The organism is Paracoccus sanguinis (genome assembly GCF_900106665.1).
Classification (GTDB): domain Bacteria; phylum Pseudomonadota; class Alphaproteobacteria; order Rhodobacterales; family Rhodobacteraceae; genus Paracoccus; species Paracoccus panacisoli.
The window spans coordinates 537,055-559,724 of sequence record NZ_FNNA01000002.1; the positions used below are offsets into that span (position 1 = coordinate 537,055).

23 protein-coding genes and 1 pseudogene are annotated in these 22,670 nt (G+C 72.3%); 12 read left to right on the forward strand and 12 right to left on the reverse strand.

What is annotated here, in order from left to right:
- Positions 1-232: 232 nt before the first annotated feature.
- Positions 233-1,066 carry an LOG family protein gene (locus tag BLW17_RS09095; protein ID WP_036734236.1) on the reverse strand — a complete coding sequence of 278 codons (834 nt, stop codon included), beginning with the start codon at positions 1,064-1,066 and terminating at the stop codon, positions 233-235.
- A gap of 107 nt (positions 1,067-1,173) precedes the next feature.
- On the opposite strand from BLW17_RS09095, the gene dapD reads away from it, so the two are divergent.
- Entirely contained in the window at positions 1,174-2,028 is an 855-nt protein-coding gene (gene dapD / locus BLW17_RS09100; protein WP_074826456.1) for a 2,3,4,5-tetrahydropyridine-2,6-dicarboxylate N-succinyltransferase, read from the forward strand.
- Positions 2,029-2,064: 36 nt separating this feature from the next.
- Here the strand turns inward: dapD and BLW17_RS09105 are convergent, their stop codons facing one another.
- Positions 2,065-2,427 (reverse strand): TM2 domain-containing protein, encoded by a 363-nt coding sequence (locus BLW17_RS09105; RefSeq protein ID WP_036736724.1) that lies wholly within the window; start codon positions 2,425-2,427, stop codon positions 2,065-2,067.
- A 152-nt stretch (positions 2,428-2,579) separates the two neighbouring features.
- Here BLW17_RS09105 and BLW17_RS09110 point away from each other — a divergent pair, with 152 nt between their 5' ends.
- Entirely contained in the window at positions 2,580-2,828 is a 249-nt protein-coding gene (locus BLW17_RS09110) for a GlsB/YeaQ/YmgE family stress response membrane protein (RefSeq protein ID WP_036736727.1), read from the forward strand.
- A 112-nt stretch (positions 2,829-2,940) separates the two neighbouring features.
- Here the strand turns inward: BLW17_RS09110 and BLW17_RS09115 are convergent, their stop codons facing one another.
- Both BLW17_RS09115 and BLW17_RS09120 read right to left on the reverse strand, forming a co-directional pair.
- Entirely contained in the window at positions 2,941-4,206 is a 1,266-nt protein-coding gene (locus BLW17_RS09115) for a lytic murein transglycosylase (RefSeq protein ID WP_244507317.1), read from the reverse strand.
- Positions 4,207-4,313: 107 nt separating this feature from the next.
- Complete coding sequence (locus tag BLW17_RS09120; RefSeq protein ID WP_036704183.1) at positions 4,314-4,643, reverse strand: hypothetical protein; 330 nt, start codon at positions 4,641-4,643, stop codon at positions 4,314-4,316.
- Between the two features lie 49 nt (positions 4,644-4,692).
- Between BLW17_RS09120 and BLW17_RS09125 the strand changes: the two genes are divergently transcribed.
- Complete coding sequence (locus BLW17_RS09125) at positions 4,693-5,160, forward strand: YbaK/EbsC family protein (RefSeq protein ID WP_036736729.1); 468 nt, start codon at positions 4,693-4,695, stop codon at positions 5,158-5,160.
- Here the strand turns inward: BLW17_RS09125 and BLW17_RS09130 are convergent.
- Positions 5,150-5,875 carry a DUF421 domain-containing protein gene (locus tag BLW17_RS09130; RefSeq protein ID WP_074826459.1) on the reverse strand — a complete coding sequence of 242 codons (726 nt, stop codon included), beginning with the start codon at positions 5,873-5,875 and terminating at the stop codon, positions 5,150-5,152. The two genes, BLW17_RS09125 and BLW17_RS09130, sit on opposite strands and share 11 nt — an antisense overlap.
- 73 nt (positions 5,876-5,948) lie before the next feature.
- Here BLW17_RS09130 and BLW17_RS09135 point away from each other — a divergent pair, with 73 nt between their 5' ends.
- The gene (locus tag BLW17_RS09135; protein WP_036736283.1) at positions 5,949-7,175 is read left to right on the forward strand and encodes an NAD(P)/FAD-dependent oxidoreductase; all 1,227 of its coding nucleotides are present in this window, start codon (positions 5,949-5,951) and stop codon (positions 7,173-7,175) included.
- 78 nt (positions 7,176-7,253) lie between these two features.
- Here BLW17_RS09135 and BLW17_RS09140 read toward each other — a convergent pair whose 3' ends face one another.
- From BLW17_RS09140 to gpmI, 4 genes and pseudogenes are all read right to left on the reverse strand, one after another.
- Positions 7,254-7,760: an RNA pyrophosphohydrolase gene (locus BLW17_RS09140; protein WP_036736282.1), complete on the reverse strand. Its 507-nt coding sequence runs from the start codon at positions 7,758-7,760 to the stop codon at positions 7,254-7,256.
- 332 nt (positions 7,761-8,092) lie between these two features.
- Positions 8,093-9,430, reverse strand: a pseudogene (locus tag BLW17_RS09145) (S41 family peptidase); the annotation flags it as partial.
- Complete coding sequence (locus tag BLW17_RS09150; protein WP_074826463.1) at positions 9,427-10,782, reverse strand: murein hydrolase activator EnvC family protein; 1,356 nt, start codon at positions 10,780-10,782, stop codon at positions 9,427-9,429. The gene BLW17_RS09150 and the pseudogene BLW17_RS09145, both read right to left, overlap by 4 nt.
- Positions 10,779-12,323 carry a 2,3-bisphosphoglycerate-independent phosphoglycerate mutase gene (gene gpmI / locus BLW17_RS09155; protein ID WP_036736279.1) on the reverse strand — a complete coding sequence of 515 codons (1,545 nt, stop codon included), beginning with the start codon at positions 12,321-12,323 and terminating at the stop codon, positions 10,779-10,781. The genes BLW17_RS09150 and gpmI overlap by 4 nt, the downstream gene beginning before the upstream one ends.
- Before the next feature lie 281 nt (positions 12,324-12,604).
- Here gpmI and dut point away from each other — a divergent pair, with 281 nt between their 5' ends.
- The 3 genes from dut to BLW17_RS09170 all read left to right on the forward strand — a co-directional run bounded on the left by dut (position 12,605) and on the right by BLW17_RS09170 (position 14,902).
- Positions 12,605-13,084 (forward strand): dUTP diphosphatase, encoded by a 480-nt coding sequence (dut, locus tag BLW17_RS09160; RefSeq protein ID WP_036737139.1) that lies wholly within the window; start codon positions 12,605-12,607, stop codon positions 13,082-13,084.
- Positions 13,081-14,241: a HesA/MoeB/ThiF family protein gene (locus tag BLW17_RS09165; protein ID WP_074826466.1), complete on the forward strand. Its 1,161-nt coding sequence runs from the start codon at positions 13,081-13,083 to the stop codon at positions 14,239-14,241. The genes dut and BLW17_RS09165 overlap by 4 nt, the downstream gene beginning before the upstream one ends.
- Before the next feature lie 220 nt (positions 14,242-14,461).
- Positions 14,462-14,902 (forward strand): hypothetical protein, encoded by a 441-nt coding sequence (locus BLW17_RS09170; RefSeq protein WP_052172040.1) that lies wholly within the window; start codon positions 14,462-14,464, stop codon positions 14,900-14,902.
- Positions 14,903-15,007: 105 nt separating this feature from the next.
- Here BLW17_RS09170 and BLW17_RS09175 read toward each other — a convergent pair whose 3' ends face one another.
- Positions 15,008-15,544, reverse strand: a complete 537-nt coding sequence (locus BLW17_RS09175; protein ID WP_052172043.1) for an SH3 domain-containing protein — start codon at positions 15,542-15,544, stop codon at positions 15,008-15,010.
- Between the two features lie 393 nt (positions 15,545-15,937).
- On the opposite strand from BLW17_RS09175, the gene BLW17_RS09180 reads away from it, so the two are divergent.
- The gene (locus BLW17_RS09180) at positions 15,938-16,939 is read left to right on the forward strand and encodes a 2-hydroxyacid dehydrogenase (protein ID WP_036704831.1); all 1,002 of its coding nucleotides are present in this window, start codon (positions 15,938-15,940) and stop codon (positions 16,937-16,939) included.
- Between the two features lie 66 nt (positions 16,940-17,005).
- Here the strand turns inward: BLW17_RS09180 and rlmH are convergent, their stop codons facing one another.
- Together rlmH and rsfS are read right to left on the reverse strand one after the other, a co-directional pair.
- The gene (gene rlmH / locus BLW17_RS09185; protein ID WP_036735879.1) at positions 17,006-17,479 is read right to left on the reverse strand and encodes a 23S rRNA (pseudouridine(1915)-N(3))-methyltransferase RlmH; all 474 of its coding nucleotides are present in this window, start codon (positions 17,477-17,479) and stop codon (positions 17,006-17,008) included.
- A gap of 46 nt (positions 17,480-17,525) precedes the next feature.
- Positions 17,526-17,909: a ribosome silencing factor gene (gene rsfS, locus BLW17_RS09190; RefSeq protein ID WP_414811508.1), complete on the reverse strand. Its 384-nt coding sequence runs from the start codon at positions 17,907-17,909 to the stop codon at positions 17,526-17,528.
- A 442-nt stretch (positions 17,910-18,351) separates the two neighbouring features.
- Here rsfS and leuC point away from each other — a divergent pair, with 442 nt between their 5' ends.
- From leuC to BLW17_RS09210, 4 genes are all read left to right on the forward strand, one after another.
- The gene (gene leuC, locus BLW17_RS09195) at positions 18,352-19,800 is read left to right on the forward strand and encodes a 3-isopropylmalate dehydratase large subunit (RefSeq protein WP_036704830.1); all 1,449 of its coding nucleotides are present in this window, start codon (positions 18,352-18,354) and stop codon (positions 19,798-19,800) included.
- A gap of 110 nt (positions 19,801-19,910) precedes the next feature.
- On the forward strand, positions 19,911-20,516 hold the full coding sequence (gene leuD / locus BLW17_RS09200) for a 3-isopropylmalate dehydratase small subunit (RefSeq protein WP_036735874.1): 606 nt from the start codon (positions 19,911-19,913) through the stop codon (positions 20,514-20,516).
- On the forward strand, positions 20,507-21,712 hold the full coding sequence (locus tag BLW17_RS09205; protein WP_331429092.1) for an endonuclease/exonuclease/phosphatase family protein: 1,206 nt from the start codon (positions 20,507-20,509) through the stop codon (positions 21,710-21,712). The genes leuD and BLW17_RS09205 overlap by 10 nt, the downstream gene beginning before the upstream one ends.
- Positions 21,709-22,650 (forward strand): DUF2270 domain-containing protein, encoded by a 942-nt coding sequence (locus BLW17_RS09210; protein WP_231572834.1) that lies wholly within the window; start codon positions 21,709-21,711, stop codon positions 22,648-22,650. The genes BLW17_RS09205 and BLW17_RS09210 overlap by 4 nt, the downstream gene beginning before the upstream one ends.
- Positions 22,651-22,670 lie beyond the last annotated feature (20 nt).

Genomic DNA, 22,670 nt, shown 5'->3' on the forward strand with positions numbered 1-22,670 from the left:
CCGCTACGCGGCCCGTGCACCTGCTGGGCGCGACGCCCTTTGCAACTGCCACTGGCAGACGGCTTTTCAGGACCGGAGTTGGACACTCCGCGTTCGGGCACGACGTCGAGTCAGCCGCACGACGAAATGGGTCTAACGGCCCAACCCCGAAACGCGGCCCCTCTGGGCGCATCGACCTACCCGGCACGACCAGCGGACCCTTCCTCCCGCCGCCCCAACCCCCGCCCGCGCGTCAGTCGCAGTCGTCGCTGCGGAAGGCGTCGATCGCCGCGATCGCCTCGTCGGCGGTCTCGACGAAGGTCATCAGCGCCAGGTCCTCGGGGCTGATCGTCCCCGATTCGGCCAGCGCCTCCCAGTTGATGATGCTGTCCCAGAACGACCGCCCGAACATCAGGAAGGGTACCCGCTTCATCCGCTTCGTCTGGATCAGCGTCAGCGTCTCGAACATCTCGTCGAGCGTCCCGAAGCCGCCGGGGAACACCGTGATGGCTCGCGCCCGCATCAGGAAATGCATCTTGCGGATGGCGAAGTAGTGGAAGTTGAAGGACAGATCCGGGGTCACATACAGGTTCGGCGCCTGCTCGTGGGGCAGCACGATCCCCAGTCCGATCGACTGCCCGCCGGCCTCGTGGGCGCCCTTGTTGCCGGCCTCCATCACCCCGGGGCCGCCGCCGGTGCAGATCACCCAGTCGCGGCCGTAGCTTGCCATGCTGCGCTCGGTGATGAGGCGGGCGAAGCGCTCGGCCTCGGCGTAGTAATGCGACAGCCCGGCCAGCGTCGGGGTGCGGGCCCGCCCGGCGTCCTCGGGCGCGGGGATGCGGGCGCCGCCGAACATCACCACGGTGGATTTGATGCCGCGCTCGTCCATCACCAGCTGCGGCTTGAGCAGCTCGAGCTGCAGCCGCACCGGGCGCAGCTCTTCGCGCAGCAGGAACTCGGTGTCGGTGAAGGCGAGGCGATAGGCCGGGGCGCGGGTCTGCGGCGTATCGGGGTCCTGTGCCGCGATCACCGCGTCCTCCTCGCTGTGGCGGAACACGTTGGCGCGGTCGTCGTCGGCAGGCGTCATCTCAACCTCATCCTGCGGCCGCGCGGCGTTGCGCGGCCGGTCCTGCCCGGCTTATAGCCGAACGGGCATGATTTCCACCCGACCCCCAGCCCGAGGATGACCCACGGATGACCCAGCCCCCCGCCCAAGCCGCCGCCCCCGCCTCTGCCGCGCTCGAGGCCGCCATCGAGGCCGCGTGGGAGGAGCGCGACAGCATCTCCCCCGCCACCACCGGTGCGCACCGCGACGCGGTCGAGGCGACGCTCGAGGCGCTCGACCGGGGCGAGCTGCGCGTGGCCGAGAGGCGCGGCGCCGACTGGCACGTGAACCAGTGGGCGAAAAAGGCCGTGCTGCTCGGCTTCCGCCTCAAGGACATGGAGCTGCAGCCGGGCGGTCCGCAGGACGGCACCTGGTGGGACAAGGTCGACAACAAGTTCGCCGGCTGGGGCGAGAACCGCTGGCGCGAGGCGGGCTTCCGCGCGGTGCCGAACTGCGTCGTGCGCCGCTCGGCCCATATCGCCCGCGGCGTGGTGCTGATGCCGAGCTTTGTCAACCTCGGCGCGTTCGTGGACGAGGGCACGATGGTCGACACCTGGGCCACGGTTGGCAGCTGCGCGCAGATCGGCAAGCGCGTGCACCTGTCGGGCGGCGTCGGCATCGGCGGCGTGCTGGAGCCGATGCAGGCGGGGCCGACGATCATCGAGGACGACTGCTTCATCGGCGCGCGCTCGGAGGTGGTCGAGGGGGTGATCGTGCGCGAGGGCTCGGTCCTCGGGATGGGCGTGTTCATCGGCCAGTCCACCAAGATCGTCGACCGCGAGACCGGCGCGGTCATGTATGGCGAGGTGCCCGCGGGCTCGGTCGTCGTCGCGGGCTCGATGCCGTCGAAGAACGGCGTGCATCTCTACTGCGCGGTTATCGTCAAGCGGGTCGACGCCAAGACCCGCTCGAAGACCTCGATCAACGAGCTGCTGCGCGACTGACCGGCCGCGCAGGCCACGGCGCCCCGGCCCGCCCGGTCAGGCGGGCTGCGACAGGGCCACGGCCGAGGGGGCACCGGCGGCCCGCTCGAGTTCCCCGCGCATGAGCCGGCGCACCCGATCCTTGTCCCGCGCGACCATGCCCGGGACGAGGAACAGGTCGACGAACACCCATACGCCGACCAGCACCAGCGGCACGATCCCCACCATGATCGGCAGCGTCACCCAGCCGACGAGCCACAGCACCAGCATGAGCACCGCGGACCCCGTGTGTCCCAGATAGAAGCGGTGCGCGCCGAAGCCGCCGACGAACAGCAGCAGAAGATAGGCGATGAGCGGCGATTTCGCGTCATTGGCGACGCGCTGTTCGATCAGCATCTGCTGGGTGGTATCAAGCGGCATGAGGCGATTCCCTGAATGAACTGCCCCCGGCATAGCGCCCGACCCGTTGAGATCCGGTTAAGGCGCGCTGCCGCCAGCACTTTCCTTCCGACCCACAGGAAACCCGCGCCCGCCAACCGGCGTTTGAGCGCGCACAGGGACAGGAGTTTGCCATGCATGGACTGGGTTGGCTGGCCGCGATCATCGTCGGCGGGATGGCGGGGTGGATCGCCTCGGGCATCATGGGGACGGGGACCGGGATCTTCGCCAATATCGTCGTGGGCATCGTCGGCGGCATGGTCGGCAACTGGCTGCTCGGCCTCGCCGGGATCAACATGCGCGCCGGCAGCTGGCTCGCGCAGGGCCTCGCGGCGCTCGTCGGGGCGCTGTTCATGATCTGGGTGGTGCAGGCGCTCGCCTGACCGCCACGCAGAAGACCAACTGCCACGTTAAAGGGCCGCAGCACATCGCCGCGGCCCTTCTTTCTGGCTGACATACCCCGGGGGTTCCGGGGGTTGGCCCCCGGTCCGTAGCTTACCGCCCGCGCAGTTGCCCGAGCAGGATCGAGGTCGCATAGCCGTCGGGCGGCACCCCGATCGAGCGCTGGAAGGCCGAGATGCTCTCCATGGTGCCCGAGCCGATCTTGCCGTCGATCTCGTCGCGGTAGAACCCGCGCGCGGTCAGCAGGCGCTGGATCTCCACCCGCTCGGCCTGGCTCAGCGGCCGGTCCGAGCGCGGCCAGGCGCCGATGATCCCCTGCCGCCCGGCGATGGCCTCGCCCAGGTAGGACACCCCCAGCGCGTAGCTGTCCGAGTTGTTGTAGCGCAGGATCGACCGGAAGTTGTCGAGGATCAGGAACGCAGGCCCGCGCGCACCCGCAGGGCGGATGATCGAGCCGGTGCCCTGCGGCAGCGCGCCGCCGCCCTTGCGCCGCACGCCCGCCGCCGCCCACTGGGCCGACGACCGCCGGGTGCCCTTGCCCACGGCCGAGAAGCCCTGCGGCAGGTCGACCTCGGTCCCCCATGCCTGACCGCGCACCCAGCCGTTCCGCGCCAGATAGGCCGCGGTCGAGGCGAGGCTGTCGGTCGGGTCGTCCGACCAGATGTCGCGCCGCCCGTCGCCGGTGAAATCAACCGCATAGCTCAGATACGAGGTTGGCATGAACTGGGTGTGCCCCATGGCCCCCGCCCACGAGCCCAGCATGTGCTGCGGATCGGTGTCGCCGGCCTGGATGATCTTGAGCGCCGCGATGAGCTGCTCCTGGAACATCCCCGCACGGCGGCCGTCGAAGGCGAGCGTCGCCAGCGACGGGATGATCTGCATCCGGCCGCGGTTCGAGCCGAAGTTCGACTCCATCCCCCAGACCGCGAGCACGATCTCGCGCGGGACGCCGTAGCGGCCCTCGATCGCGGCGAGCGTGCCGGCGTGGCGGGCCAGCATCTGCCGCCCGGTCGCCACCCGCACGTCCGAGACCGCGCCGTCGAGATAGAGCCAGACCGGGCGCGAGAACTCGGCCTGCTTGCGGTCCAGCCGGATCACCTCGGGGTTGTAGCGGGCGATGGACATGGCCCGGTCATAGGTCGCGGGGGTGATCCCCTGCGACAGGGCGCGGGGGCGGAAGTCGTTGACCCACTTGCGGAAACCGGCCTCGGTGCCGGGGTCGGTCGCGGGGATCGGGGCGACGGTCTGGGCGCCGCCGCCGCTGCCCGGCGCGACCCGCACGCCGCAGGACGCCAGCGCCGCCACCAGCGCCGCCGACACCGCCACCCGCGCGACCCCTCGCGTCATCGAAATCACCATCTGCTGCCCTCGCCGTGTTATGGTTTTGCTTGGGCGAATCCTAACCGCGCGCCCGCGCGGCTGGCAACCCGTCGCGCGCGCCCTGCCCCGCGGCTGGCCGGTTCGGCTCATCCCCGTGGGGTGTCATCCTCGGGATAAAGCGGCTCCATCTGGGCGACGATCACGCTGTTCTCGTCCAGCGCCCGGGCCATCAGCGCGCGCTCTTCGTCGGGGATCTCGTCGCCGCCCTTGAGCCGGTCCTCGAGGCTGCCGTACCCCTGCACCTCGAGCGGCGCGAGGTCGGCCTGCTTGAGGATCGCCACCGTCTCGCGCACCGCCTCGGCCTGGTCGCGGCCGGCGGCATAGCAGATCAGCGCAGCGCCCGTGGCGCCCTTGGGCAGGCCGTCGCCTGCCTTGCGCCCGACCTCGACAAGCAGCGTGTAGACCTGTTGTGCCATCCCGCGCCCCCTGCGATGTTGCCCGCCGTCATGGCAACGGGGATGGGGCATGAGCCGAAGTTTGGCAAGGGTCGAGGCGGCGCTGGCGGCAGCCGAGCTGCCCGTGCGGGTGATCGAGGCCGGCGCCTGCCGCACCGCCGAGGAGGCCGCGGCCGCGGTCGGCTGCGCGGTGGACCAGATCGCCAAGTCGATCATCTTCCGCGGCGAGGACACGGGCCATGTCGTGCTGTTCCTGACCGCCGGCGGCAACCGGGTCGATCCGGCCAAGGCGTCCGCGGTCGCCGGGCAACGGCTGGGCAAGGCCGACGCGGCGCTGATCCGGGCCGAGACGGGCTTTGCCATCGGCGGGGTGGCGCCGGTCGGGCACCTCGGCCCGGTCGAGGCCTACTGGGACCCGCGCCTGTCCGAGTTCGACACCGTCTGGGCCGCCCCCGGCACGCCCCGCCACGTCTTTGCCGACCCTCCCGCGGCGCTCTGCCGCGCCGCCGGGGCGCGGGTCGCCGATTTCACCGCCTGACGTCGGGACCGGGGCTTTCGGGCGGGTCGGACGGGCGGGTCCACCGGCTGCACCCGCAGTCCGGGCAGGCGGCGGACGCGGAGGCGTGGATGGCCCCGCAGTTGAGGCAGCAGGCGGCCTCTCCCGCCCGGGCGGGCGGGGGGGCGCTGGCCTCGGACGACGGCAGCAGGTTCAGGGGCGGGACGATGGCGAGGCCCGGGGCGGGCCGCTCGCGCCGGACCACCGACAGCCCGCCCCCGGCCTCGAGATAGGCCGCCGCGACCTCGCCCAGGTTCTGCACCCCGGCCATCCGCAGCATCGCCTTGACCTCGAGCGCGCTCAGGTCGCGGTGCGCCATGCCTTCGGGCAGCAGCCGCCCGCCGCTCAGCACCGCGACCGGGCGGCCGTCGATCAGGTGCTTGACCCGCTCGGACCGCTCGATGAGCGAGTCGATCAGCTTGTTCAGCCCCACGATCACCGTGACCACGGTCATCGCCTGCAGCATCGGCACGTCGTCGTAGAAGGTGGCGTCGCCGACCGCCGAGCCGAGCGCGATGACCAGCAGCAGATCCACCATCGAGAGCTGCGCGACCGAGCGCCCGCCGATCCAGCGGATCAGCGCGAGGGTGTAGCCATAGATGATGACGGTGCGCACGACGATCTCGGCGTAATAGAGCGGCGGGTGTTCCCCGAAGAACATCCGCCCCAGTTCGAAGGGCGCGACGGGATCGTCCATGTTTCACCTCGGGTCACGGGAACCGCCTGACGCGGCGTGGCTTTCCGGCGGGTGCGACCCGCGTGAGGATGTGATGACCAAGGATGCCGAGACCCGCAAGGACGACCTGAGAACCGGCGACAGCTTCTGGTTGCACACCCCGCGCATCACCCCGCCGGCCGGGCCGATGCCGGCGCGGTCGGGGTGGGATACGGTGGTGGTTGGGGCCGGGATCAGCGGCGCGCTGGTGGCCGAGGCGCTGAGCCGGGCGGGCCGCAAGGTGCTCGTGCTCGACCGTCGCCGGGCGGTGCGCGGCTCGACCCCCGCCTCGACGGCGATGATCCAGCACGAGATCGACGTGCCGCTGTCGCGGCTGATCCGGCAGACCGGCCGGGCGCGGGCCGAGGGGGCGTGGCTGCGCTCGGTCCAGGCGGTGGGCGACCTGGTTGCGCTGACCCGGCGGCTCAAGATCGACTGCGACATGCAGCCGAAGCGGGCGCTCTATGTCGCCGGCGACGACATGGGCGGGCGCGGGCTCAAGACCGAGGCCGAGGCGCGCCATGCGGCGGGAATCGCCTGCGAATACCTGTCGCGGGCCGCGCTGCGCGCGCGGTTCGGAATCGACCGGACCGCGGCGATCGTCTCGGACGCGTCGGCCAGCGCCAACCCGGCGCAGCTGGCCGCAGGGCTGCTCGCCGCCGCCGTCGCCCGCGGCGCGGTCATTGCCGAGGGGGTCGAGGTCACCGACATGGCCGAGCTGCCCGGCGGCGTGGCGCTCGCCACCCGCGACGGCTGCGTGATCACCGCCGCACATGCGGTCTTCTGCACCGGCTACGAGTTCCTGCCCAGCATGGAGAGCCCGAGCCACGAGATCACCTCGACCTGGGCGCTCGCCTCGCGGCCGCGGGTGGCCCACCCGGCCTGGCTCGACCAGTTCCTCGTGTGGGAGGCGTCGGACCCCTATCTCTACTTCCGCACCACGCCGCAGGGGCGGCTGATCGTCGGCGGCGAGGACGAGGACAGCCCGGACCGCAACGACGACCCCGCGCTGCTGGACCGCAAGGCCGCGGTCATCGCCGAGAAGCTGCGGGCGCTGACCGGGATCGAGATCGGGACGCCGGCCTATGTCTGGTCGGCGCCGTTCGGCAACACCACCGACGGGCTGCCGATCATCGACCGGGTGCCGGGGCACGAGCGGGTGTTCTCGGTCATGGGGTTCGGCGGCAACGGGATCACCTTCTCGATGATCGCGGCGCAGATCGTGGCGGCCGCGATCGCCGGCAAGCCCGACCCGGACGCGGGGCTGTTCGCGTTCCGCTGAACGGGCACGCGCGGGGGCTGTCTGCCCCCGCACCCCCGAGGATATTTCGGCAAGGAAGAAGTCTGACCGCCGGGGCTGTCAGCCCTTGGCGAGATGCTCGCGGAACGCGTCGAACACGCGGTCGTAGACCGCGCGCTTGAACGGCACGATCTTGCCCGAGATCTCCTCGGGCGCCATCCACTGCCAGGCGTCGAACTCGGGGTGGTCGGTGGCGATGTTCACCTGCTCGTCGGTGCCGCGGTAGCGGACGAGGAACCACTTCTGCGACTGACCGCCGTAGCGGCCCTTCCAGATCTTGCCGACCAGCTCGGGCGGCAGGTCGTAGCGCACCCAGTCCGGGGTCTCGGCCACCACGTCGCAGAGATCGGCAGAAATCCCCGTCTCTTCCCACAGCTCGCGCAAGGCGGCCTCGTGCGGGTCCTCGCCCTTGTCGATCCCGCCCTGCGGCATCTGCCAGGCGTCGGCGGCGTTGTCGATGCGGTGGCCGGCGAAGACCCGGCCGGCCTCGTTGATCAGCACCACCCCCGCGCAGGGGCGATAGGGCAGCCCCGCGGGGCCGAGCGGGCCTTCCTGCCTCTTGGTCATGGCTTGGGCGCCGGGGCGTCGGTGGGACGGTCGGCGGGACGATCCACCGGAGCGTCGGCCGGCGGGGCCGCGTCGGGGGTGTCCGTGGCGCCGTCGGTCGCGACGTCTGTGGCGCCCTCGGGGGCCGCGTCGGTCGCGGCGTCGGGGGTCGTCCCGGCGTCGGTTCCTGCATCGGTCCCGGCATCGGGGGCGGCGGCGTCGGTCGCGGCGGGCTCGCCGTCGGCCGGATCACCCTCGCCGCTCGGCGCCGCCCCCTCGCGGGCGGCGTTCGAGGTCGCGTCCTGCCCGGTCACCGCGGGCTTGGCCGCGTCGGCCACGTCGCGGGCCGAGAAATCGACCGCCGCGAGGCCCTTGAGGATGTCGACCGCGTAGGCGAGTTGGTAATCCTCCTCGCGCAGCTTGGCGGTGGCCTCGACCTGCTTGGCCTCCTCCTCGATCTGCCGCTTTTCCTCGTCGCTGATGGCGTCGTTGTTCAGCGCGCCCCGCAGGTCGCTTTCCGAGGTGGTGAAGCGCGAGGCGCTGCGCGGCGTATCTTCCGCGCCGGCCTCGTCCTTGGGCTGGGCGGGGGGCTGTTCCACGATGATGTCGGGGTTGATCCCCATCGCCTGGATCGAGCGCCCCGAGGGGGTGTAATACCGCGCCGTGGTCAGCCGGATCGCGCTGTCCGAGGTCACCGGCACGACCGTCTGCACCGAGCCCTTGCCGAAGGACTTGGTGCCGACGACGATCGCCCGGCGGTGGTCCTGCAGCGCGCCCGTGACGATCTCGGAGGCGCTCGCCGAGCCGCCGTTGATCAGCGCCACCATCGGCTTGCCCTGCGCCAGATCGCCCGGCTCGGCGTTCCAGCGCTCGTTGTCCTCGGGGTTGCGGCCGCGGGTCGAGGTGATCTCACCCTTGTCGAGGAAGGCGTCCGACACCCGCACCGCCTGGTCGAGCAGCCCGCCCGGATTGTTCCTCAGATCGAGGACGAAGCCCGTCACCTTGTCGATGCCGCCCGCCGCCTTGACCTGCTTCTCAAGCTCGGCCTTGAGCGTGTCATAGGTCTCGTCGTTGAAGGTGGCGACGCGCAGGACGACGGCGTGGCCCTCGACCCGGCTGCGGACCACGGTCAGCTTGATCGTCTCGCGCGTCATCTTGACGTCGAAGGGCTCTTTCTCGTCCTTGCGCAGGATGGTCACCGTGACCTCGGACCCGATCGGGCCGCGCATCTTCTCGACCGCCTCGTCGAGCGACATCCCCATCAGCGATTCGCCGTTCACGTGGCTGATGAAGTCGCCGGGCTTGATGCCAGCTTCGGCCGCGGGCGTGCCGTCCATGGGCGAGATCACCTTGACCAGCCCGTCCTCTTGCCCCACCTCGATCCCGAGGCCGCCGAAGCTGCCGCGGGTCTGTTCCTGCATGTCCTGATAGTCCTTGGCGGCGAGGAACGAGGAATGCGGGTCGAGCGAGGTCAGCATCCCGTTGATCGCCGCCTCGATCAGGGTCTTGGCGTCCACGCTTTCGACGTAGTCCTGCTGCACCCGCTCGAACACGTTGCCGAACAGGTCGAGCTGTTCGTAGACCGAGGACGACTTGGCCTCGTCCTGCGCGAGCAGCGGCCCCGCCAGCGTGGTGGTCAGCAAGAGCCCGGCGAGCGCGCCGCCGATGCCGGCCATGAGATAGTTTTTCATTCCGTGGTCCTGACCTGCTGTTCTGTTCCGGGCGCGCCCGCGGGCGGCGTGTCGGGTGTCGTCTCGGCTGTCGTCTCGGCGGCGGACGGGGCCGCCGCTATGACCGGATTCATCACGAACCATTCGGCCGGGTCCAGCGTTTCCTTGCCCTGCCGCAGCTCGATATAGAGCGATTGCGCCGCCGGCAGCGGATGGGTGCCGGTCGCGGCCTCGACGAATCCGGCCCCGAACTCGGCCGCCGGGCCCTCGTTGCCACCCATGATCCCCAAGGGTTCCCCGGCCGCAACCACGTCGCCGGTGGCCCCGAAGACCTGCGCCATGCCGGCCAGCACCAACAGGTAGCCGCGCGCTGGCTCGACGATCATCACATTGCCGTAATCGAGCAGCGGGCCGCGATAGCGGATCGTCGCGGGCCAGGGCGCGGTGACCAGCGCCGCGGGGGCGGTGGTCAGCGTGATCCCGGGCCGCTCGATTCCCCGCGCGTCGGGCTTGCGGTAGCCGCGCGCCAGCTCACCCAGCGCGGGCAGCGGCAGGCTGCCCTCGGCGGCCTCGAAATCGGCCATCGGGGCGCCGATGTCCTGTTCCATCTGGGTGATGCCCTGGGCAAAGGCGTCGAGCGTGTCGGCCGACTTGACCAGCGCCGTCAGCTCGGCCGGGTCCTCGCCGAAGCGGGTCGGGACCGACGAGCGGTCGGTGACGGCCGAGGCGAGCAGCCGCCGCGCCTCCTGCACCTGCCCGAGCCCCTGGGCGAGGGTGTCGGCGGCCGATTGCTCGATCCGGCGGACGGTGGCGATCTCGTCGAGGCCGGACTTGAGCCGGTCGGCCTCGGCCCTGAGCGCCGGGGTGATGGCCGAAATCACCATCCCCGACTGCGCCGTGCCCGTCGCGCCTGCGGGGTGCAGCAGCATCAGCGTCTCGGGGGATTGCTGCATCGCGGTCATCACCCCGAGGATGCGCGACAGCCGGTCGCGGCGGGCGTCGAACTCGGCCCGGACCTGCCGCTCGCGCAGGCTGGCGCGGCGCAGGCTGTCCCTGAGCGCGGCCTGCCCCTGCTCGTAGGCGCGGATCACCTGGCCCAGCGCGATCACCTGATCGTCGGCGGTCAGCGCCCCGTCCAGCGTGCCGATGGCGGCCCTCAACGCATCGGCCGCGGCGGCGGCTTCGGCGGCGGCGGCCTCGGCCGGGGTCTCGCCCTCGGGCAGGGCGGCGGCGTCGGCGCCGCTGGCCGTGGTGACCGCGCTCTGCCCCCCTTCCGTCACCACCGCCTGCGCCAGCGCCCCCGCGGGCAGCGCGAGAAGGCAGAGCGCGAGGGCGGCAGTCAGGCGAAGGGGCGTGTCGGGGTGCCGCGTCACGGGGCCGGCTTTTCGATCAGGCTCTGCCCGGTCATCTCGGGCGGCAGCGGCAGGCCCATGAGGTCGAGAACCGTCGGCGCCACGTCGGCCAGCCGCCCGCCCTGCCGCAGCGTGGCCCCCTCGGGCCCGCCGTAGACGATCACCGGCACCGGGTTCGTCGTGTGCGCCGTGTGCGGGCCGCCGGTCACCGGGTCCACCATCGTCTCGCAGTTGCCGTGGTCGGCGATGATCACCGCCGCGCCGCCCACCGCGTCGAGCGCCGAAAGCATGGCGCCCACGCCCCGGTCCACCGCCTCGCAGGCGCGGATCGCGGCGGGCAGGCTGCCGGTGTGGCCGACCATGTCGGGGTTGGCGAAGTTGACCACGATCAGGTCGTAGCCCGCGCCGATGGCGGCGACGAGCCGCTCGGTCACCTCGGCCGCCGCCATCTCGGGGGCGAGGTCGTAGGTCGCCACCTTGGGGCTTTGCGGCATGAAGCGGTCCTCGCCCGCCTCGGGCGCCTCTTTCCCGCCGTTGAGGAAGAAGGTGACGTGCGGGTATTTCTCGGTCTCGGCCAGCCGGAACTGCCGCAGGCCCTGCGCCGCGACCCAGGCGCCCAGCGTGTTGACCACCTGCCGCTTGGGGTAGGCCGCGGTCATGAAGCCGTCGTGGAGCGCCGAATAATCCACCATCCCCAGCACCGCCCCCCAGGCCGGGCGGCCGGTCACGTCGAAGGCCGCGAAATCGGGCTGGGCCAGCGCCGCCATGATCTCGCGCGCCCGGTCGGCGCGGAAGTTGAGGCAGAAGATCCCGTCCCCGTCCCGCGCCCCGGCGTAGCCTGCGACGACATGGGGCAGGATGAACTCGTCGGTCTCGCCGCGGGCGTAGCTTTCGACGACGGCGGCATCGGCGGTCAGCGCCGGCAGGCCCTCGGCGCGGGTGATGGCGGCGTAGGCCTTTTCCACCCGCTCCCACCGGTTGTCGCGGTCCATGGCGTAGTAGCGGCCGATCACGGTGCCGATGCGGGCATCCTCGGGCAGGCTGCCGGCCAGCTCGGTGATGAAGCCCTGCGCCGACTGCGGCGGCACGTCGCGCCCGTCGGTGACGGCGTGGATCACGACCGGCACGCCGGCCTCGGCCACGGCCCGGGCGGCCGCGGCGATATGGGTCAGGTGCCCGTGCACGCCGCCGTTCGAGACGACGCCGATCAGATGCGCCGTCCCCCCCGTCTCGCGCAGGCGGGCGACGAAGGCGCCGATGCCGGTGTTGGCGAAGAAGCTGCCGTCCTCGATGGCGAGGTCGATCTGGCCCAGGTCCATCGCCACCACCCGGCCCGCGCCGATGTTGGTGTGCCCGACCTCGGAGTTGCCCATCTGCCCGCGCGGCAGCCCGACATCGGGGCCGAAGGTGACGAGCGTGGCGTTCGGGCATTCGGCCCGCAGCCGGTCATAGTTCGGCGTGGCGGCCTGGTCCGGGGCGCTCTGTTCGGGACGGTCCGAGATGCCCCAGCCGTCGAGGATGCAGAGGACCACGGGACGCGGGGGGTGGTTCGGCTGGCTCATGGCAGTTCCCTGTTTCAGGCCGCGGTTCTAAGGGCCGGGGCGAGCGGGGGCAAGGCGGGGGGCAAGGCGAGTGGCGGCGAGGCGGGGGGCGGGTGTCACCCGTCGAGGGGGCGCTGCCCCCGCCACCCCTGCGGGGCGGCCCCCCGGGATATTTAGGGCAAGGAAGAATGAGTGCCGCGGGCGCGCGGGTGCGGGCGGGCGGTGACGGCGCGGGGCGCTTGGCCTATGGGAGGGCGCGAGCGACCCCGCCCCGGCGGGGCCGAGAATCGAAGGAGAGGCCGATGAGTTTCGCCACCACCCCGCGGGTCGAGATCCGGGTGCTCGATCCGCGCCTGCGCGACTGGGGCCTGCCCGACTGGCAGACGACGGGCTCCGCCGCGCTCGACCTGCGGGCCTGCCTCGTCGCTCCGGTCGAGATCGTCGCGGGGGCGGCGGCGGTGCTGATCCCGACCGGGATCGCGCTGCACATGGCCGACCCGCATCTGGCCGCGCTGATCCTGCCGCGCTCGGGGCTCGGGCACGGCAAGGGGCTGGTGATGGGCAATGCCGTCGGGCTGATCGACGCCGACTATACCCAGCAGATCATGGTCAGCGCCTGGAACCGCAACCCTCCCGGCGCGCCGCCGATCCCGATCGCGCCGGGCGAGCGGATCGCGCAGATGCTGTTCGTCCCCGTGGTCCGCCCGGTGCTGGCCGAGGTCGAGGCGTTCTCGGCTTCGACCGGGCGGCAGGGCGGCTTCGGCTCGACGGGGGCCACATGATCTGGGTCGTCGCAGGCGCGATCGGTGCCGGGCTGGTCGGCTGGCGCTGGGGGCTGCGCGGGCTGATCGCGGCGGTGGCGGCGGTCTGGCTGGCCGGGATGGTCTGGCTGGGGCTGCGGGGCGCGCCCGGCCCCGAGGACTTCGCCTGGTGGACCGTGGGGGGGGCGGCGCTGCTGCTCGGGCTGGGCTACGCCGCGCTGCTGCGGCTGTTGCGCGGGCGCACCGGGGGCACGGTCGAGGCCCGGCCGGGGACGACCACCGCCGCGCCGCGCGCCGGGGCCGAGGTGGCTCCCTCCCCGCCCCTTCCGCTGGCACCTCCCGCGGCCACGCCGCCCGACGATCCGCACGGGCCGCTGACCGACCCGGAGCTCGACCGCTACGCGCGCCACATCGTCCTGCGCGAGCTGGGCGGGGCCGGGCAGCGGCGGCTGCGGGCGGCGCGGGTGCTGGTCGTGGGGGCGGGCGGGCTGGGGGCGCCGGTGCTTCTGTATCTCGCCGCGGCCGGAGTCGGGCGGATCACGGTGGCCGACGACGACGCCGTGGGGCTGTCGAACCTGCAGCGGCAGGTGATCTTCACCACCGACGACCTCGGCGCCCCGAAGGCCGAGGCCGCCGCCGCGGCGCTCGCCCGGCTGAACCCGCACGTCGCCGTCACGCCGCTGCTGCGTCGCGTCACCGCCGATGACACCGCGCTGGTCGCCGGGCACGACCTCGTGCTCGACGGCACCGACAGCTTCGCCAGCCGGCAGGCCGTCAACGCCGCCTGCGTTGCCGCGGGCGTGCCGCTGATCGCCGGCGCCATCGCCCAGTGGGAGGGGCAGGTCGCCCTCTACGATCCCGCCCGCGGCGGCCCCTGCCTCAACTGCCTCTTCCCCGAGGCGCCCGCCCCGGGCCTTGCCCCGTCCTGCGCCGAGGCCGGCGTCGTCGGGGCGCTGCCGGGCGTGGTGGGCAGCCTCATGGCGCTCGAGGCGGTCAAGCTGATCGCCGGGATCGGCGTCGCGGGGGGGCCTGGGGCGGCAAGCGGGGCGGGGCTGCGCGGGCAGATGGTGCTGTTTGACGGGCTGTGGGGCGACACCCGCCGGCTGGGAATCGCGGCCCGGCCGGGCTGCCCGGTGTGCGGCGGCCGCGGGGCCGTCGGGCCCGGCGCCAGTGCCTGAGCCACGGCCGATCACGCGCGCGTGATTGCCCGTGATCTCGGCGGATGAAGCGACCGCGGCGGCCCGGCCACACCTTCCGCGCGACGCGTGGCGCGACGTTGCGACGGGCTTGCAGGTTTCTGCGCAGGTCAACGATATTTCGGGAACGAAACCGGATGCTTGGCGCGTTGTGACCTCAGCGCCCCGTCGCATTTCATTTTCAAGAGGGAGTAACCTGAAAATGACCTATCTGAAGCCCGCCCTGGCCCTGGTGGCCGCCATGTCGCTGTCGGCCTGTCTGCCTGGCCAGACCACGACCACCGTCACCACCCCCGGTGCCGAGCCCGTCGTCGTCGTGGACGGCCCGGCGGTCGCCCCGGCTGCCCCGACCGCGACCTCGGGCGCGATCAACGCCCCGGACTCGCTCGACGGGACCTGGAACCTCGTCGCCTCGCAGTGCAACGACCCGGCGTCGAAGGGCCGCCTGACGATACAGGGCCGCAACTTCACCTTCCCGGCCGCGAACTGCACCGCGACCTCGTCGAAGGTCGAGACGAACTTCACCAGCGTCTCGCTGGGCTGCTCGGGCGCCGCGAACCGCCAGCTGAACATCTCGCTGCGTCCCGGCGTGATGCGCGTGACCGAGGACACCACCACGCTGACCTACTACAAGTGCATGTAATCTCGGCCTGATCGGCCGGGACGAGTGTCCTGACACGACGACGCCCCGAGGATCATCCTCGGGGCGTTCGTCATTTCGGCGGTGTTGTGGCGCTGCTGGCGCGGGTCAGTCGCGGGTCTCGGCCGCGTCCACGCCCCAGAGCGAGGTCTTGATCACCCAGCCCTTCTCGCCGCCGCCCGAGACGCGGCACCAGTCGCGGTTGCACTCGTGCAGACGGACGATGGCCCCGGCCTCGGCCCGTGCGATGACCGTGCCGTTGGTGTCGGGGCGGGCGCGCAGCTCGGCCATGTCGGTGGTGATGATCGCGGTCCGCACGCCTGAGAGCAGCGAGTAGTGCACCCAGCCGCCGGCGCCGTCCTGATCCTCGACCCGGCGCCAGTGGCCGAACTCGGCCACGACCCGCAGCGGCATCCCCGGATGGCGGAACACCCAGTCGATGCGGTGCGAGAGGCTGGGGCCGCGCCGGGCGTTGCCCTCGCCGCCCTTGAGGCTGACGTAGCGCGGCAGCGGCAGGTTCGTCACCGGCCCGCGATGCGGGTCGCGGGGCGCGTCCTGATGGCGCGAGATCAGCGAATCCGCCGTGATGTCCGTGGGGTTGACGTCGATCGCCGCCGGGGCGCCCTCGCCCGCCCCCTCGGCCACGGCCGCCCCGTCGCCTGCCGCGCCCCCGTCGGCGACCGCCCCGGCCGAAAGCTTGCCGCCCTGCCCCGCGGGGGCGGACTTCGGCTGCGCCGCGGTGGCGCCCGGCACCCCGGCCTGGGGCGCCGCTTCGCCGGAGCCGGCCCCGACGACGGCCAGCGCCACCCCGCCCAGCAGCACCGCCGTTGCCGCGATGCGTCCCGCGCTGCGCCGCGCGAACGGTGCCGAAAAGAGTGCCCGTGCCATGAATTGCCTTCCTCGACTCGTCGCTGCATCCCGCCGCCGACGCGCGCCCTGCGTCACTGCGGCCGATGGTGCTGTCCCTTCGGGGTCTTGTGCCGGCCCCGCCTTGCGGGCAGTTTGCCAAAGCTGGTTGGGCATTGAAAGAGAAGTCGCATGACGGACACCGCATCTCCTCGTGATCGGATCAAGGTGACGGTGACGCGGCGACTGCCGCAGCCCGTCGAGGCGCGGATGGCCGAGCTGTTCGACGTGCAGCTGCGCGACGTGGACGTGCGCATGACGCGCGAGGAACTCGCCGCCGCGATGCGCGACACCGACGTGCTGGTGCCGACCGTGACCGACCATATCGACGCCAACCTGCTGGCCGGGGCCGGCGAGCGGCTGCGGCTGATCGCCAACTACGGCGCCGGCGTCGATCACATCGACGTGGAGACCGCGCGCCGCCGCGGCATCCTCGTCTCGAACACCCCCGGCGCGGCGACCGAGGACACCGCCGACATGGCCATCGCGCTGATGCTGGCCGTGACCCGCCGCATCCCCGAAGGGCTGGCCGAGATGCAGGCCGGCCGCTGGGAGGGCTGGGCGCCGACCTCGCACCTGGGCGGGCGGATCGGCGGGCGGCGGCTCGGCATCCTCGGGATGGGGCGGATCGGCCAGGCCATCGCCCGGCGCGCCAACGTCTTCGGGATGCAGGTCCATTACCACAACCGCCGCCGCCTGCGCCCCGAGGTCGAGGAGGACCTGAAGGCGACGTGGTGGGAAAGCCTCGACCAGATGCTTGCCCGCGTCGACATCCTGTCGATCAACGCGCCGCACACGCCCTCGACCTTCCACCTGCTGAACGCGCGGCGGCTGAAGCTGATGAAGCCCTCGGCGGTGATCGTGAACACCTCGCGCGGCGAGGTGATCGACGAGAACGCCCTGACCCGGATGCTGCGCGCGGGAGAGCTGGCCGGCGCCGGGCTCGACGTGTTCGAGCACGGACACGAGATCAACCCGCGGCTGCGCGAGGCGCCGAACGTGGTGATGCTGCCGCACATGGGCTCGGCCACGGTCGAGGGGCGGCTCGAGATGGGCGAGAAGGTCATCATCAACATCAAGACCTTCGCCGATGGCCACCGGCCGCCGGATCTGGTGCTGCCGGGGATGCTGTAAGCGCCGGACCGGGGCTCTGCCCCGGACCCCGGGATATTTGGGCAAGAAAGAAGGCGCGCGCCGCGCTCAGGCCCGGTGGTAGGGGCCGCCGGCGAGGATGGTGGCCGCGCGGTAGAGCTGTTCGGCCAGCATCACCCGCACCAGCATGTGCGGCCAGACCATCGCCCCGAACGAGAGTACCAGATCGGCGCGGTCCCGCAGCGCCGGGTCCAGCCCGTCGGCGCCGCCGATGAGGCATACCGCCTCGGGGCGGCCCTGGTCGCGGAAGCGCGCGAGTGCAGCGGCAAAGTCGGGTGAGGAGATGAGGCGCCCGCGTTCGTCCAGCGCGATGAGCGCCGCGCCCTCGGGGATCTGGCGGGAGAGCAGCGCGGCCTCGGCCGCCTTGCCGCCGCCCTTGCGGTCCTCGACCTCGGCGATGGAGGCCGGGCCGAGGCCCAGCGCCCGTCCCGTCTGGGTGAACCGGTTCAGATAGTCGTCGATGAGCGCCGCCTCGGGCGTGCGCGCGCCGAGGCGGCCGACCGCCGCGATCCGCAGGCGCATCATAGCGCGGCCACCCCGTGGGCTGTCGGCCCGCCTGGCCGGGCGGTCAGTTCGGCGCCCGGAACTCGGCCGCCTCGCGCCCCGCGTCGCGCGCGGCGTCGGCGCGCAGCGCGCCCAGCGCGTCGGCCGGCGTCCACATCTTCTCGAGCTGGTAGAACTCGCGCACCTCGGGGCGGAAGATGTGAACGATCACGTCGTCGGTGTCGATCAGCACCCAGTCGCCGGTGTCCTTGCCCTCGATGCGGGCGATCAGGCCCAGGTCCTGCTTGAGCTTGTCGATCAGGTGCTCGGCGATGGCCGCGACCTGACGGGCGTTGCGGCCCGAGGCGATCACCATGTGGTCCGCCATGGCCGAGCGACCGCGCAGGTCGATGGTGACGATGTCCTCGGCCTTGTCGTCTTCGAGCGAGGACAGGATGCGGTCGAGCAGCGATTCGCTCTGGCCCGCGGTGGTCGCGGTCGCCGGTTGCGGCGACGGGACGGTGGTGGACAGGGGACTTCCTCCGGTCAGCGCGCCGCAATGCCCCGGCGCCGGGATGGGACAAAGATAGCACGTTTCGCGCTCATCTCAACGCCTGGGGGGTGGAATCGCCGGAAACGGGCCTGTGGACCCTGCGCTCGGCGCTTGAAGCCCGGCGCCGAGGTGCCTAATCTGCGTCCAGATGTTCCGGTATTTCGACATTCACGATCGCGTCCGCCTGCCCGGCCGCTTCTACGGCGTCAGCCGGACCGTCACCGCGCGACTTTGAGCCGGCGGCCGCGGCCGCGCGCCCCGTTCGGGGGCCGCCGCCCTGCGCGCCGGACCGGTCCCCCCTTACGCGGCCGGGTCCATCCCCCTGCTTCGCCCGCCATCCTTGATGAAAGTGACAGCCATGCCCGGCCAGACCCACGGCGCTGACGCCACCCCCGGTCCCCGCACGCTCTATGACAAGATCTTCGACGCCCATGTCGTCGATCGCCAGCCCGACGGCACCTGCCTGCTCTACATCGACCGCCACCTCGTCCACGAGGTGACGAGCCCGCAGGCCTTCGAGGGCCTGCGGATGAGCGGCCGCAGCGTGCGCCGCCCAGACCAGACCATCGCCGTGCCGGACCACAACGTGCCCACCACCCCCGACCGGGTGATGGGGATCGAGAACCCCGAAGGCCGCGTGCAGGTCGCCGAGCTGGACAAGAACGCCCGCGACTTCGGGCTGAACTACTATCCGATGAACGACGTCCGCCAGGGCATCGTCCACATCGTCGGCCCCGAGCAGGGCTGGACCCTGCCCGGCATGACCGTCGTCTGCGGCGACAGCCATACCGCCACGCACGGCGCATTCGGCGCCCTCGCCCACGGGATCGGCACGTCCGAGGTCGAGCACGTGCTCGCCACCCAGACGCTGATCCAGAAGAAGTCGAAGAACATGAAGGTCGAGATCACCGGGCGCCTGCGTCCCGGCGTGACGGCCAAGGACATCACGCTCGCGGTGATCGGCAAGACCGGCACCGCCGGCGGAACCGGCTACGTGATCGAATACTGTGGCGAGGCGATCCGCGATCTGTCGATGGAAGGCCGCATGACGGTCTGCAACATGGCCATCGAGGGCGGCGCCCGCGCAGGTCTGATCGCGCCCGACGCCAAGACCTTCGACTACGTCAAGGGCCGCCCCCACGCCCCCAAGGGCGCCGCGTGGGAGGCCGCTCTGGCCTGGTGGAAGACCCTTTCCAGCGACGAGGGTGCGCACTGGGACAAGGTCATCACCATCCGCGCCGAGGACATCGAGCCGGTGGTGACCTGGGGCACCTCGCCCGAGGACGTGCTGCCGATCGGCGCGCGGGTCCCCGCGCCTGAGGATTTCGAGGGCGGCAAGGTCGAGGCGGCGCGCCGCTCGCTCGACTACATGGGGCTGACGCCCGGGATGGCGCTGACCGACATCAAGGTGGACGCGGTGTTCATCGGCTCGTGCACCAACGGCCGGATCGAGGATCTGCGCGCCGCCGCCGGCATCCTGCGCGGCCGTCACCTCGCCGAGGGCGTGCGCGGCATGGTGGTGCCCGGCTCGGGGCTGGTGCGGATGCAGGCCGAGGAAGAGGGGCTGGACAAGGTCTTCACCGACGCGGGCTTCGAGTGGCGGCTGGCGGGGTGCTCGATGTGCCTGGGGATGAACCCCGACCAGCTCGCACCGGGCGAGCGCTGCGCCGCGACCTCGAACCGCAACTTCGAGGGCCGGATGGGCCGCGGCGGCCGCACCCACCTGATGTCGCCGGTGATGGCGGCCGCGGCGGGCATCGCCGGGCATCTGGTGGACGTCCGCGAGGTGATGGGCGTCGAGGCCTGAGGGCTCGGGGGATGATCCATCCCCCGGCCTCTGCCGACGTCTCCGCAGCTTTCACGGCGCCTGGCCGAGCAACCGCCCAGCCGGCGCCCCGACCCTGATCCGAGGAACCCATGACCCCCTTCACCACCCTGACCGGCATCGCGGCGCCCATGCCGCTGGTCAACATCGACACCGATATGATCATCCCCAAGCAGTTCCTGAAGACGATCCATCGCTCGGGGCTGGGCAAGAACCTGTTCGACGAGATGCGCTATACCGCCGACGGGTCCGAGAACCCCGACTTCGTTCTGAACAAGCCGGCCTGGCGCGAGGCGCAGATCATCGTCGCGGGCGACAACTTCGGCTGCGGCTCGTCGCGCGAGCACGCGCCCTGGGCGCTGCTCGACTACGGCATCCGCTGCGTGATCTCGACCAGCTTCGCCGACATCTTCTACAACAACTGCTTCAAGAACGGCATCCTGCCGATCGTGCTGCCCGAGCCGGCGGTGGCGGCGCTGATGCGCGACGCCGAGAACGGCGCCAACGCGCGGCTGACCGTGGACCTCGAGGCGCAGACGGTGACGGGCGCCGACGGGACGGCCTATCCGTTCGAGATGGACCCGCACCGCAAGCACTGCCTGCTCAACGGGCTCGACGACATCGGCCTGACGATGGAGAAGGCCCCCGCGATCGACGCCTACGAGGCGCGGATCGCCCAGTCCCAGCCGTGGGTCTGAGGCGCGGCCTTGCAACACTCGCCGCGGCGGCGCTGGTCGCCGCGGGACCACAGATTGGCCTTTCCGACCCCGGCGGGGTCGCGCCGATCGCCGCAAACCGGGGCGCTGCCCCGGACCCTAGCGTAGTTCCGCGAAGCGAGGCGCCCGGTCCGGTCGCGCCGGACGGGGGCGCTGAGGCCGGCGCGCTGCCCGCGCCCGCGCCCGGGACGCTGCGCATCGCCACCTTCTCGCCCGAGCTGACCCGCAAGGGGCCGGGCCTGCTGCTCAAGGACATCACCGACGGCAAGGATGCGCAGATCGCCGCGGTGGTCCAGGTGATCGCCGCCGCGCGCGCCGACGTGCTGCTGCTGACCGGGATCGACTGGGACCACGACGGGCTGGCCCTCGACGCGCTCGCCGCGCGGCTCGAGGCCGCGGGGGCGCGCTATCCGCACCGCCATGCCAGCCAGCCCAACAGCGGCATGGCGACGGCGCTCGACCTCGACAGCGACGGGCGGACGGGCACGGCGGACGACGCGCAGGGCTTCGGGCTCTTCACCGGGCAGGGCGGCATGGCGGTGCTGTCCCGGCTTCCGCTGGGGCCGGTGACGGACCACTCAGGCTGGCTCTGGCGCGACCTGCCGGGCAACCTCATGCCCCCTGCCCCGCCCGAGGTGGCCGTGGTGCAGCGCCTCTCCTCGACCGCGCATTGGGAGGTGCCGGTCGAGACGCCGGGCGGGCCGCTGCGCCTGCTCGCCTGGTCGGCCACGCCGCCGGTGTTCGACGGCCCCGAGGATCGCAACGGACGGCGCAACCATGACGAGGCGGCGTTCTGGCTGACCCGCCTGCCGCCCGCCCGCTTCGTGCTGTTGGGCGACGCGAACCTCGACCCCGAGGACGGCGAGGGCCGGCCCGAGGCGCTGCGGGCGCTGATCGCCCGGGCGCAGGACCCGCGCCCGGCGAGCGCGGGCGGCGCGGCGGCGGCGCGGGACGGCGCCAACGCCCGGCAGCGCGGCGACCCGGCGCTCGACACCGCGGACTGGCCCGAAGCGGACGGGCCGGGTAACCTGCGGGTGGACCTGGTCCTGCCCTCGCGCGACCTGACCGTGCGCGCCGCGGGCGTGCTGTGGCCCGCGCCGGGCGCGCCCTTGGCCGAGGTGGTGGCCGCCGCCTCGCGCCACCGGCTGGTCTGGGTGGATGTGGAGGTTGCGCCATGACGTCTCGCCCCCCCGACGGCCCCCCGCCGACCGAGCGCCCGCCCGGCGGCGCTCAGGCGCCCGGCGCCCCGTCCCGGCCCGATCCGGCCGAGGCGGTGATGCGCGAGGGGCCGGGGGCGCCGGTCGCGGCCCCGGCCGAGCCGCCCGACCTTGCCGACTGCGCCCCCTCGGCCGCGCTGCCGCCCGATGAGCCGGCGCACCCGCCGCCGGCGGACGGCGCGGCCCACCCGCTCGACCAGGACCTGCCCGCGGCGTCGCCGGCGGTGGCCGTCGCCCCGCCGCTCGCCACTCGGCTCACCGAGTTCGACTCGGCCCAACTCGGCGCCATCGCGCATCTCTACCGCGGCGAGGTCTATCGCTCGACGGTCTGGCGCACCCGCCTCGACAACACGACGAACTGGTCGATCGTGATGATGGGCGTGGCGCTGACCTCGACCTTCTCGAGCCCGTCGGCCTCGGCCCTGCCGCTGCTGGTGGTGGGGATGCTGCTGCTGGTGTTCCTCGTCTTCGAGGCGCGCCGCTACCGCTATTTCAACGTCTGGCGGGCGCGGGCGCGCTGGATCGAGAAGCACCTCTATGCGCCGATGCTGCGCGGCGATCATGTCGACCCCGGCTGGCGCGACGTGCTGGCCGCGGATTACGAGGAGCCGGTCCACCACATCAGCATGGCGCAGGCGCTGGGGCGGCGGCTCAGGCGCAACTTCATCTGGATCCTCGCCATCCAGTCCACCGCCTACTGGGGCAAGATCGCCATCCACCCGTTCCCGGCGCAGGACATCCACGACCTGATCGGACGGGCGGCGATCGGGCCGATCCCCGGCGTGGCCGTGCTGATCGCCGGGCTGCTCTACAACGGGATGTGGGTGGCGGTCGCGATCTGGTCCTGGCGCGTGGACCACGCGAAGTGGGGCCCGGACGGCAGCCGCGGGATGGGCTGAGCGGCCTAGCCGCGGCCTCG